Origin of the sequence: Bradyrhizobium sp. SZCCT0153 (assembly GCF_018129995.1) — a bacterium.
In the GTDB taxonomy this organism is placed as follows: domain Bacteria; phylum Pseudomonadota; class Alphaproteobacteria; order Rhizobiales; family Xanthobacteraceae; genus Bradyrhizobium; species Bradyrhizobium japonicum_G.
Genome location: NZ_JAFCKS010000004.1, coordinates 505,397 through 517,973, shown reverse-complemented (window position 1 = coordinate 517,973; position 12,577 = coordinate 505,397). Strand labels below are relative to the sequence as shown.

General features: G+C 57.5%; 9 protein-coding genes. 6 read left to right on the top strand and 3 right to left on the bottom strand.

Annotated features, from left to right (window positions below):
- The first annotated feature begins 254 nt into the window (after positions 1–254).
- Positions 255–1,331, top strand: coding sequence for a glycosyltransferase family 2 protein (locus JQ572_RS20830; RefSeq protein ID WP_249129139.1), 1,077 nt, complete (start codon positions 255–257; stop codon positions 1,329–1,331).
- Positions 1,332–1,550: 219 nt separating this feature from the next.
- On the top strand, positions 1,551–2,837 hold the full coding sequence (locus JQ572_RS20825) for a lipopolysaccharide biosynthesis protein (protein WP_211384682.1): 1,287 nt from the start codon (positions 1,551–1,553) through the stop codon (positions 2,835–2,837).
- A 36-nt stretch (positions 2,838–2,873) separates the two neighbouring features.
- Here the strand turns inward: JQ572_RS20825 and JQ572_RS20820 are convergent, their stop codons facing one another.
- The 3 genes from JQ572_RS20820 to JQ572_RS20810 all read right to left on the bottom strand — a co-directional run bounded on the left by JQ572_RS20820 (position 2,874) and on the right by JQ572_RS20810 (position 6,334).
- A complete protein-coding gene (locus tag JQ572_RS20820) occupies positions 2,874–3,599 on the bottom strand; it encodes an FkbM family methyltransferase (RefSeq protein WP_211384681.1) in 726 nt (241 codons plus the stop codon).
- Positions 3,600–3,672: 73 nt separating this feature from the next.
- A complete protein-coding gene (locus tag JQ572_RS20815; protein ID WP_211384680.1) occupies positions 3,673–4,596 on the bottom strand; it encodes a glycosyltransferase family 2 protein in 924 nt (307 codons plus the stop codon).
- Between the two features lie 70 nt (positions 4,597–4,666).
- Positions 4,667–6,334, bottom strand: coding sequence for a GumC domain-containing protein (locus tag JQ572_RS20810; RefSeq protein ID WP_211384679.1), 1,668 nt, complete (start codon positions 6,332–6,334; stop codon positions 4,667–4,669).
- An 89-nt stretch (positions 6,335–6,423) separates the two neighbouring features.
- Between JQ572_RS20810 and JQ572_RS35435 the strand changes: the two genes are divergently transcribed.
- The 4 genes from JQ572_RS35435 (at position 6,424) to JQ572_RS20790 (ending at position 12,490) form a co-directional block, all read left to right on the top strand.
- Positions 6,424–7,653: an O-antigen ligase family protein gene (locus JQ572_RS35435; RefSeq protein ID WP_211384678.1), complete on the top strand. Its 1,230-nt coding sequence runs from the start codon at positions 6,424–6,426 to the stop codon at positions 7,651–7,653.
- A gap of 29 nt (positions 7,654–7,682) precedes the next feature.
- Positions 7,683–8,696, top strand: coding sequence for a hypothetical protein (locus JQ572_RS20800; protein ID WP_211384677.1), 1,014 nt, complete (start codon positions 7,683–7,685; stop codon positions 8,694–8,696).
- The gene (locus JQ572_RS20795) at positions 8,693–9,838 is read left to right on the top strand and encodes an acyltransferase family protein (RefSeq protein WP_211384676.1); all 1,146 of its coding nucleotides are present in this window, start codon (positions 8,693–8,695) and stop codon (positions 9,836–9,838) included. Before JQ572_RS20800 ends, JQ572_RS20795 begins: the two co-directional genes overlap by 4 nt.
- A 1,224-nt stretch (positions 9,839–11,062) precedes the next feature.
- Complete coding sequence (locus JQ572_RS20790; RefSeq protein WP_211384675.1) at positions 11,063–12,490, top strand: undecaprenyl-phosphate glucose phosphotransferase; 1,428 nt, start codon at positions 11,063–11,065, stop codon at positions 12,488–12,490.
- Positions 12,491–12,577 lie beyond the last annotated feature (87 nt).

Here is a 12,577-nt window from a genome sequence, read left to right as displayed (position 1 = left end):
CAGCCGCGGCTTGACGAACAACGGGCGACGGAATTGATAGCCGTCAACTCGGACCCCGTCTGTCGCAGTCTAGATGATGCCGGGCGCGCCCAGAATGATGCCGTTCGCCGTCCATGACGCCCTTGTGCGATTTCACACGTGGAAGGAGCCGGCCGTGCATTCCAGGAAGTTCACTTTCGATCGGGAACCAAACAATACCGGACCGAGCGTCTCATGGCGATTGTCGCGACGACAGGTCTGACAATCGAAATTCCATGACACATTCGGCAAATATCACGGAGTGTCCGCCCTCGAATATTGCGAATGCAATCGCGAGTCGTATGCCTCCGGCCACGACAAGCCATCCCTATGTGACGATTGCAATTCCCACGTATAACCGTGCCGCCCTATTGAAGGGATGCGTCGCGTCGGCCCTGGCGCAGACCTACCCCCATTTCGAGGTCCTCGTTTCGAACAATGCTTCGCCAGATGATACCGCACAGACCTTGAACGACTTTAGCGACCCACGATTACGCGTCATCACCCAGGAAACGAACATCGGCCTGCTCCCGAATTGGAATGCATGTCTCGCGAATGCTCGAGGCGAATACATCATCCTCGTCTCCGATGACGACAGAATAATGCCGTCGCTGCTCGAGCGATGCGTTGCCCTCATCGACCAACACCCGCAACTTCCAATCGTCATTACCCTAAGCAATCTACATGCGGCCTCGCTCGGCCAGACGCGCCCTCCACGCGTCAGTCGGACTCTCGATACAGGCATTCGGGACGGCACCACGATTCTGAATGCGTTCCTGACCGACCAGATCACCGTTAACGTATGCGGCGTGGTGATGCGCACTGCCCTCCTGCGCGAGCGCGGCGGCATCCCGCTGGATCTGCCGCACACGGCCGACGTCGCTGCCTGGGCGCCGCTGCTACTTCTCGGCAAAGCAGGTCTCATCAACGAGGCCTGTGCGACCTACACCTATCACGAGGATTCTGAGACGGCTCGATTGGGGGTGGAGCAGCTTCTGCACGACGCACGCAAGGTAGCCGATTTGATCGCGCAGACTGCCGAATCCAGTGTCCAGGACACACAGCTGCGCAAAACCGTCCAGCTCCAGGCCAGGCGCTGCTTTGCGCGTCGGGGACTGATCACGCTGACAGATTTTCGTAAAGGCGGTGCGAGCATAGTGGAGATGTCGAGCGTGGCTTGGCAATTTCGCCGGGATCTTCATGGCGTCAGCCTGCAAGCCGTCCTTCGTTTCGTTGCTGTCGCCCTTTGTCCGCCGTTTCTCGCCGCCCGCTTGCGTCGCCTGAGGCGCAGCACACCGGAACAACTCGCTTGACGGTAACCGCACGGATTGTGGTCCGTTTCCCGACCCACGAGTCTGACAGCAAGCACTGTCGGCCACATTTGTCGGCTTAAACCGTTATTGATGCCTCTCAAATTCGGCCGGTTCTCGCACCCATAGGCTCCCCCGGGAGTCATTGGTTTTCCGATCGAGCGGACCGGACGCGAGATGAATGCGATGGTGATCTGTTATGCCTGATTCATTGCCTGCATCATGAGCACACCAGCCTTGAACGACTCTCCCAGCCGCCTCCTCGTCGATCTAATGGTCATGGCCATGCGGGCGAGCGTCATGGGCTGCAAATTCGGCCTCACCCTGTTCATTGCTCGCTATCTTGATCTGTCGTCGCTGGGTCTCTATGGCCTCGCCGCCGGCGCGATCGCAGCCGTTCCGATCGTGGTCAATCTCGGTATGAACCACCTGCTGATGCGCGACGCCGTAACGGCCTCCACCAGCGAAATGATCGACAGCATGCGCCACTATTGGTGCTTCGTGGTCTTAGCGTACGCGGTTCTTCTGACGATCACGACGCTGGTCACCGTCCTCTTCGGCACTCCGCCTCTCTGGATCCTCATCGTCGCCGTGATCATGTTCGAGCATGTTGGCAACGACATTTTCTACCTCCTTTCCAGCCTGCAGCGGCACGTCTGGGCGAACGCCATCGGTTTCATCCGCGGCGCGGCCTGGATCCTCTTCTATGTTCCGCTCGCCATTTGGGACACCAGCTTCAGATCGCTTCCGTATCTGTTCGGCTTCTGGTTGGTGGGAGGCGTTGCCTCGGTGGGGCTGTTCGCTTTCCTGAGCCGGTCATGGCCATGGCTGGCATCCTTCTTCCGGCCGTTCAGGCGTTCAGTGATCACCGACGCGATCCGAAAGTCCTTCCTCATGCTGTTGAGCGACCTCGGCTTTATTACGAGCCAGTATATCGACCGTTACCTGATCACACTGTTCCTGGGTTTGAAAGTCGCCGGCATCTACTTCCTTTTCTGGACGGTCGGCAGTTCCGCAACCACCTTCCTGGCTCTGGTCCTTCAACAAAAGCAGCGCCCATCGCTGATCAGCGCATATCGGACCAGCGGCCCCTCGGCGCACCGTCAGCTGGCCTGGCGCTTCCTGCGGACAACCGCGCTCGCGACCGCTGCGCTCAGCACGGCGGTCGGATTTGCCTTCCAGGTCCTTCTGCCATGGGTCGCTCAGCCCGCGCTCGTCGTCCAGTGGTCGGCATTCTGGTTGATCGTCGCTGGACTGGCTGTTCGCTATATGGCCGATTTCGGCGTCTTGGCCTTGTTTACAGCGCATCTTGACCGCCTGACGACGGTCACGAACCTGACCTCGGTAGGAGTTCTAGTGATAGCACAATTGGCGCTGTTGCCGCTCGCCGGACTCCATGGCGCCGGAGTGGCGATCCTGTTGACGTCGCTCATCATGGCACTATGGCGCTACTGGTTGCTGTTCGGCTTCCCGATCTCGAGCGCCTATTCCCGCCGAGTGGGCGCCTAATCGCAGATTCAGAACGATCTCAGGAATGTTCGGCAATTAATCGTAGCTGAGACCATCGGCGTAATCAGTCCGCCTAAATAGGCAATCTACCTCGAGCAGCGACGCTGGATCCCGGGAGTAGTAGGTCACCGGACGCAGCTGGCTCAGCGTAAAGCCAGCCTCACGCATGAAGCGGAGTGCTTCATCGAACTTCCAGGTATCCTCATAAAGATGGATCAGCGGCAATTCGAGTTGGACGCCAACCAGGCGATGAAGCGAGTTTGCCCCCCCGCGCAGGACGCTTTGCTCAAATCCCTGCGTATCAACCTTCAGGAAAACACGCTCGCCGACGAACTCCTCAAATATCGAATCGAGCGTGGCGATCCGGACCTTGTCGACGCGAACCACCTGGGATTCGTAGATGCTGTTCCGACCGATCTCTGTCTGGCTGACGATCGAGCTCATCGCCGTGTTCTTGCTCACATTGATCTGGATGATACCGTTGATATCGCCCAGCGCCAAATTTCGGCACTCCCATTTCTGATCGGCCTCGCACCCTTTCTCGAGTCTCTTGAACACATCAACCACAGGCTCGAAGGAGACGATCCTCCCTGCATAACCTTGGGATTTGAGATCGTGTACGAACTGGCCCTCGTTCGCTCCGACGTCCAGAACAAGGTTTACGGAACGGGATCGGAGGAACTCCGCCAAATTCGGATGATGACGGCGAATTTCGTATCCTGCTGACCTCACGAACGATTTCAGTCGGTCTTTCACTACCATATTTCTCTGCTCCTGTCAGTTTTCGTCCAGCTCGGTTCGGCCGTTGATATCGCGCGCAAGTGGGACAGACGGCTCACCGCCTGCCGAGTTGGCTTCGACGCCATCTCAGGAGCGGTGACACAATTGCTCTCCCTACCTGGGTCCGCCGCAGACCGACCTTCACCAGGTCCAAGGCCGGCGACGGAAGTGGCGGCATGAGGTCATCGCGCATGAAGAACATTCCATCGCCCCGATCAACGTCACATTCAGCGGCCTCTCTCACGCGATCGCGCCAGGAGGCCAGCTCATGAAAGGGCATTGGACCCTTTTCCATCCAGTCAGGCTGCAAGCCCTTCGCAAGCGCTCGGTTCGCCTCGTGCTTGAACAGCCCCGGCTGCTGTTGACGTATCGCCAGTCGCTTGGATATCTGCGCCGGCGAGCGATATGGGAAATGCTTTAAACGTATCCGCGATGGAGATGTCCGTCCGCGATTATGTGGCCAGATCAATCCGCCCCAATGGAGATCGCCTCGATGGCGAACGAAGCGCGGTTCGCTCCAGTTGTTCTGATAGTACCTGAGCCGCTCTTGCACGGAGCGGGCGAGCCATTCAGCCGGGTTCTCTTCGTAGTTCTTCAGATCGGCGTCCGTGAAATAGAAATTCATAGTCGCCGAAAGAACGAAGCCATAGCTTTGGGGCACGTTCCCAAGGAACTGCGCCGGATCATCGATAAAGAACTCGTCAGAATCGAGCCTGCACCACCAGTCCCCCGGCGACGCTACGTGCCGTCTCGTTTCAAATATTTCCCCGCGTAGCTCATCGGTGAACCTCCGATCGTCGTGGCCAACAAGCTCGATCTTGGGATAGCAATTCGCCAAGTCTTGAAGCGTCTCCCAGGTTCCATCGACACTTCCATTGTCAAAAACGAAGATCCGATCGCTCCATTCGAGAGCCGCTTTCAACGTCTCGCCGACAATGTCGTTCTCGTCTCGAACGCAACAAATGCTGAATATCTTCATGTCGAGGATTACCCTTGGTACCGGTGACGGCCACCGACCCGTCACATGGCACTCTCATGGCACATTGTATTCACCCCTTCAGTGGAGGCACTCTGGGTGATCGCGCGCCAATCCCGGCGCCGTTTTCCTCGTAGTCAGCCCATCCGACGGGATGAAGCCCCCTCATCCCGTCCCCTCTTGGAACGGCCATCAACAAGTTCTTTATCGGATCGTGATCCTCAACGGCGGTAGCCGGGTTTGACGCCGGATACCTGGTGCTCTTGGCAAGCTCGGGACCGAAGATACCGCCTAAGCCAAGCAGAATTCCGCCAGCGACTGCCAATGCGACAAGCTGCGAGACTTGCGGAAACACCGGCGCCGTTGGCGTTATCGCCTTCTGCACCACTCTAAGACTGGAGAGCTGGCTCTTCTTGGCCACTTCGGAGCTTATCTGCTCTTCGACAATACGAGTTGCATACTGTGCGGCGGCCGATGACGCGGTCGTGAGAACTCGTTTCAATCTGCCGTATTCTGCTTCCTTTGCGGAAAGCGACGCCAGCTCTTTGTTTACCTTCTCGAGCTCAGTACCGAGCTGATTCAGGAGCTCCGTCTGCCCATTCAGTTCGGCATTCAGCTTCATCAGCGTTGCCATGTTGTCCTGGTAGACCTTGATCAGAAGCAACGGCGGCTGCTCCTCAAACTGCTCCGGCGGCTTCGCGACCGGGTCAAGACCCCTACGGCCATCCTGCCCTCCGAGCGTGGCTACCATCCGACTGATGGCCTTGTTCTGCGCAACTGGCCGCAATACGGCCAATTGTTCGGCGACCGACTGTTTCTGCCCCTTCTTGTCCTCGATCGCTCCTCGCGTCGTGGCGATCAGCGCAGACAGATCACTGGCACGTTTGAGAAGCAGCTGCCGCTGGTCGTCGACGGCATAGATCGAGGCCTCGACGGAGAAGCGCTTCAGTTCTGCAGCTGCTATCTCGGCCTCCTCCTCCAGCCGCTTCGTTTGTTGCTGGAAGAACTCCTGTGCACCTGGCATTTGCACGTCGAGGCTTTGCACGGTGACCAACGCGTTCGCGAGTTCGTTCAGATAGCTCGCGGCGATCACCGGATCCTTGTGACGGAACGTTATCCTCAATAGATCGGAGCGCCCCTCCTGTTTCGCGTTGACGCGGTCTCGCAAGCTTAGAATGCCCGCTTGGTTACGCTCTATGTCCTCTTCCGTCTCGTCAACCGGCTTCGCCTGCGCCTTCGGTTCTGCAGGTTCCTTGGCAAACACGTCTCGAAGATCAATCTCCCTTCCCCACGCCATAAATCTGGCCAGGAGCGTCGGGTTTGAGTCGGACGATAGTCTCTCGTAACCGACGTTCTTCGCCGCCTCCAGGATGACCAGATCGATCTTGGCGATGCGCGACAGTGATTCCATTCGGCTTTGGAGGTCAACGCCCTCCCCGAACGGCGTAGTCGCCGCGTTACTGGAAGATCGTTCCTTGATTCCCTGCCCGGCGCGAAGCAAGACGTACGCTTCGTAGCGCTCTCCAACCGCAGCGTAGTAAAGAAAGGCCGCGCCGGACGTCAGCAACAGGCACAGATATATGACCCATTGCCGACGCCATAACAGACCGAACGCGCTGGCTAATACACTGCTCGTGCCACGTTCCACTGTCGACTCCAATTCCTCTGACAGCTTAAGCTCCACCGAAGCGGACGGGCGGGAATTGACGATCGTCAACTCAGACTTGGCGATTCCCGACATGTTGATCCGACAGGTCGGTCCCGGATAGTGCGCTCCCGTTCGGAGGGGCGACGCGGAACCGAAAGGTCAGAAGCGCGGAGTACCCAGTTGTGAACGATCTAGCTCTGGGAAGAGAGGGTACACCGCACCTCGCCTCCGGTTCGACGACCATGCAGGGCCGCTTCTTCGTGGTGACCTGCTTTGGCCTCGTGTTCCTGAACTGCCTGACCTTTCTCTATCATTTCACCGGCTCGACGGTATTCAACGTCCTGAGCAATTCGACAAGCCTGCTTCTGATCCTGTGGTCTGCGCGCCATGTGCTGATCGCGGACGAGAGAAGCTACTTTTACAATGCCCTGTTGACGCTCGCTTGCATCTTCACGGGCGCGAGCTACCTGGTGAACTTTGGCGCTTTCGAGCTGTCCGATGGGTTGAAGCTTGTCTCAATCTACTCATTCTACGTAGCGGGCCGCGGCATGGCCCAGCGGATCCAGCCGGCCGAAAAGCGTTGCATCTATGTGCTTGCGGCATTGCCGCTACTGTTCAAGGTGATCGGCCACACTCACGTCTATACCGGCATCGAATATCCTGACGTGTTCTCCTACTTTCCGAACACAAACACGGCAGCGCTGTACTTCTCGGCCCTGTTCTTTGCCTTGTCCCCCTGGTTCGGAAACAAGGTCCTGGTCGCACAGTTCATAAACGCTGCCATCATGAACCGTGTTGGCCCAGCCCTGGCGACCATCGTCTCCATCGGCCTTTGGTCTTTTTTCCCATTGCGACCACAGGTCTTCGTCGCGCTCATCTTGTTGGCATGCGCCAGCGTTGCGGCCTACGCCGTCGGCGCGCTGGATCGACTGATAACCGGGTTGAACGCAATCGCGCTGATCTGGAGCCTCGATCCGAGCACCGTCGCCCGAATGTCGACGAAGCAGTTGATCGATTTGACCGGAACGACGGACATGTCTGCGTTCTTCCGCGTCACACACTGGACGAACATATGGCAGATATATTCGTCGCTCGGAATCGGCGGAATATTGTTCGGATATGGCGCAAGTCAGACCGGTGTCCTTACTGTCCTGCCGCTGCCGCCGCACAATGACTACCTGCGCGTATTGGCAGAGTATGGGCTGCTGAATTTTCTGGTCTTCGCCATCTTCGTCTTCACCATCGTTTTTTCGCTGAAGGATCGGGCGGCGAAGACCATGTACACGGTGCTCCTCATCTACTTTCTATCCGAGAACCTCATCGACAATTTCACATCGATGACGTTGTTCTTTTGCTACGCGGGCCGGTTTACGTCGCCGAAATGGCTTGCACACAGCCCGTCCGGCGCATGAGCAAGGAAGTGTCGTTGATGGACTTCTCAATGTCCGATCTCATCAAACAGAACACTCCTGGGAGTAGCGAAGGCTTTCCTGCAGGCGTGCCCCCAAGCTACAATTGGTACCAGGGATGGAATGATGGCGGGCTTTGGTCGCCGCCCGCGGATTTCACTGCGGTCGAAGGCTGGGGACAAGTCTATCCGAAGGTGGGGTCACCGCCGTATTCAAATCCGGACGCGGCCGTTGAGGTCGCCAACGCCAGGACTTACGTTCGCTTCAAGCACACTGGTGAATGGACGTTGGTGCAAGACCAGTCGAAAACGCAACTGACTGGAGGGCATTTCGTCCCGGACTTCGTTGGCAACGTTGCCATCCCGATGAAAGCCACCCCCGTGGCCGGCACGACGATCGCTTTTGGCGCGCCTCCGGCCGGCTACAACAATCATTTTTGGTACAAGGCGCGCGGAACCTACCCGGCTGGCGCTGCGGATGCCGTCTATGTCCAGATGGAGATGAGGGTTACCGATCCGAACCTGCATCTCGTGGCCATGGTCGGCGCCGACTGGTGGCGCGACGCGCGAGCGCCCTATCTCGAAGACCACAGCAACAATCCAGGCGTCGGCGGCAGCAACTGGATCGAACTTTCGACCCAGTGGAAGACGATCGGTTTCTATTCCATGAGCGCTGACGGCTTTCGCGCGAGCCCAGCTCCGCCGCTGCGCGGATTGGTAAAGGAGATATTGCCCGCGTCCCCCTCGAGACCAACCCGAAGCGGCGAGATTCTCATCCAAGGCAAATCGGCTGCTCTCGGGGCCCGTTCCAGCCAGTGGAGTAATTCTGCGGACAACGACAGAGATAGATCCTCTCCGTCGGCAGACGGACGGCAGCAGCTTATTGAGGCCGGTTCACGCCCCATCCCTGCCGATTCAACCGCAACCGCGCAAGCCTTCTCAAACGACTGCCTTCTGGCCTTTGCTCTGACGCTGGGAACACTGGCCAAAGTCAGCCGTAACAACCCGCCGGGTCGCCAACGAACAAGCCGGAACGCGGCGACATGACGGTCAAAGCGTGGACAATTCCAGTTCTTCGTGTTGCGTCCGGCGAGATGCTGCATCTGGATTTGCTTCGATTCGTCGCCTCTATCGGCATCGTAGTTCGACACTCTTTCGAGTTCTTCTTTCCGGCGGCCATTCGGCCTACGCTACCGAGCGGCCTTGCCCTATTCGTTGACCTTTTTTTCGTGATCTCCGGATTTGTTATTGCGCATGTCTATCAAGGAAACGTCGAGACGCTCTCCGATTATGGATCATTTCTCCAGCGACGTGTCGGCCGGCTCATGCCGCTGCACTGGTTGACGCTGGCGGCTTCCATCATTGTCTGGTCTGTATTCGTCGTGCTCGGCAAGGCGGGAAATCACCAACCGTCTTTCGAAGCGACATGCATCGCGGAAACCGCCCTTCTCCTCAATGCGATGTTGACCTGCGGCAATGGAATTTCGTTCAGCAGTGTATCCTGGTCGATTGGCGCCGAGATGGCAATGTATCTGATGTTTCCGCTCTTCGCTTGGGCGGCAGTCAGATCAAGGCTTGGGCTTCTGGTGGCGTCCTTCCTTGTTCTTGTCGTCATGATCGCCATCGATCTCACTCAGAATTCCATCGACCGCTCGTGGGTCGACGTGTGGCCGCCCTTCAGGGCGCTTCCTTCCTTCATGATTGGCATTTGCCTTTTTTGCTTTCGACACAAACTTCAGATCATTCCTGCGCCGAGGCGAGCTTTGCTATTGTCAATGGCGCTGTTGCTGATCTCGATGATGACCTATACCCACCATCTCATCTCGCTGGGACTCGTCTATGTCGTCGCGATCACCGCGATGGCGGCCGATCAGGGGACTGCGCCACCCTTGGTGAAGCGCCTCGCCCCTCTCGGCCAGCTCACCTATTCAATCTACATGTGGCATCCCCTGGTAATTCTGATTGTCATGAATGCGATCGCCGACAAGCTCTTTCACGCGTCGCCCGGACTGATGGTCGCGTTCTGCATAGTCTCCTGGTTGATCATATTCGCTGTCTCCTATTTCTCCTACTTTGTGATTGAAACGCCGGCTCGGCGCTATATCGACGGTCTCGGTCGAGCGAATAAGCGTAGCGTCGCAGACGTCGTTGCATCCGAGAACGAAGGGTTACGACGTCAAACAGGCTAACCGTGCAACACGCGGTTGAACGGTCCAAAATCGCATATCCATTCTTGACGATTGTCAAGTTGGCCGAGCGCCCGGTGTCTACGATATAAGAAGACGTTTAACTGGTTATGGGTCGGTCTATGTCTGACACTTACCATTTTATCCCATCCTGCTCGCCGCGCGCTGCTATTGCACGTATGATTTGCATCCTCGAGCGATCTGCCTCGGGTTGGCTCCTGCCACTCGGCCTCATTGGAATTCTGGCCGCCTCCACGGAGAGTGCCGATGCGGCGAGTGGAAGACCGGATGCCGTCACCTCTGTGAGTCTCGCTTCGCGCGTCATCGAGCAGAACAGCGTTGGGTATAGCCAGGCATATCCTGCCGGTGCCCCCAAGACATCCTCCTGGTGCAACGGCGCCTCCAAGCCCGAGAACGGCGAACCTCCCGCCGAATTCACTGCCGTCACAGGAATGGCATCGGTATTTCCAAAGTTTGGGGCGAACACATCGAACAAGGACGGCAAGGTCCTGGTCGCCAACGGAAAGACATATGTACGCCTTCGCAGCACGAAGGAATGGATCCTAGTGCAGGATCAGACAGAGAACGAGATCGTTGGAGCCCATTTTGACGCAATGGTTCCCAAGAGCCCTGCTGTCCAGATGAAGATTGAAGTTCAGACGAATGGAGGCACCCTTGTTGACGGTCCCCCTCCCGGCCGCAACGACCTGATGTGGCTCGTGAGACGCGGCGGTTTCGCCGCCGGAGCTGTCGATTCTGTCTACGTCCAGATAGACATGAAGACGACGGACCCCGAGATGAGAGTGGTTGCCAACGTTGGGGCCGACTGGTGGCGTTCTCCTGACTCGCCGCACAGCGGCGCCAACAATCGAGGGGCCGGCAACAGCAACTGGGTCGAGCTCTCCCCAGATTGGTCCACACTATACTTCTTTTCGGGCAGCACCGCGCAGTTTGTCGCAGACCCGCCTCCACCCCTGGCCGAGTCTCCGCTTCCTGCTACAGCCGCCGGCATGCAGCGCACTGCATCTGGACCCTCGCCTTGTCTGCGGACCTTGGCGCCACGGTCGGCCCCCTAAACGCTGTTGATACCCGCGATCTCCGTCGTCGAAACGTCGCGAGGAGCTACATCGATATCATCGGGTCTGCAGTCTCTCGATGCAGGGTTTTGAATATGCCCTTGCTTTCGTCAGTGCATTGCCGCGTACAGTCTTTAGAACGAGGCCTTTCATGTCATTAGCCACATATGGTTCGAAGTCCTCGACGAGACGCGGCGTCTCACTGCAAACACCGTTTCAATTTGGCATTATGACAGGCGACTTCCTGCTCATTCTGCTCAGCTATGCCGCCGCCAACCTAATTCACCGCAAATTCATGGCAACACTGGCTGAGCGAGAACTTTCGGTCGGCGTCGCGTTGCTTGTGGCGACAGCGTTCGTCGCGATCGCCTTTTTCAGAGGCTGCTACGACCGCCACAATCTAGTCAATACAAGCTGGCAATTGCGTATGGCTTCATCCGTGTGGGTTCTGTCACTCGCGATTCTCGCATTTTCTGCTTTCCTGCTTAGATCGACTGCCGAGCTGTCCCGCATCACCATCGTTCTGTTTGCAGCGGCCGGCCTTGTCGGTCTGGGCGCGCATCGCGCGATCTGGCGCCTCGCCTTGAACTCTTCTTTCGCGCGAAGACATTCCGTCAAACGAAGCGTCGTACTGATTAGCGGCGAGCCGCTCGACTTTACCTCAAGCCGCTTCAAGGACTTGCGCAAGAACGGCTTTCAGGTGGTACGTCACTTCGTTCTGGACGCTGTGCTAAAGGCTGACGACGCGGCAATGGAGCGCGAGCTGACGACCATCATTCGAAGTTCGCGCGCAGCAGGCGTCGACGAATTTCTTCTTGCCTTCAACTGGAACGACCTGCCGTTGTTTCAACGCCTCAGCCAATGCCTGCGCCAGGTGCCAAATCCCGTCCGCCTGCTGCCGGATTTTGAAATCGCCGACCTTGTATCGCGGCCATTCGCACCCATTGGCGGATCAGTCGCGATCGAAATCCAGCGAGCGCCTCTTTCGGTCAGCGAGCGAGCCCTGAAACGCAGCGTCGATATTGGTCTTGCATCGTTCGGGTTGTTGTTCCTTGCGCCTTTGCTTGTTGTGACGGCGCTCCTGGTCAAGCTCGAGTCCTCAGGTAGCGTCATATTTCGTCAAACGCGCCGCGGCTTCAACGGCAAGTTGTTTGACATCTGGAAGTTCCGCACCATGACGGTTTCGGAGAATGGTTCCGAGATCAAGCAGGCAAGTAAGGAAGATGCGCGGGTTACCAGAGTTGGGCGCATTTTGCGGAAGACCAGCATCGACGAATTGCCTCAATTATGGAACGTGCTGCGCGGGGAAATGTCGTTGGTTGGCCCACGACCGCATGCTCTCGCACATGACAAATATTACGACCAGACGATTGGCAATTATGCCTGTCGCCGTCACGTCAAACCCGGCCTCACCGGTTGGGCTCAGGTGAACGGCTTGCGCGGCGAGACTCCTACCATCGACCTGATGAAGAAACGCGTTGAGTACGATGTCTGGTACGTCGCCAATTGGAGCATTTGGTTGGACATTCGCATCATGATCCGGACCGTGATAGCGCTCTCGGGTCAGGACGTTTACTGAACCATTCTTATCGTGGGCTCGCGACGCGGATCGCGCCATCTCCGGCATCGATCTACTCGAATTGCTGGTAGGAAAGGAAGGACGGAA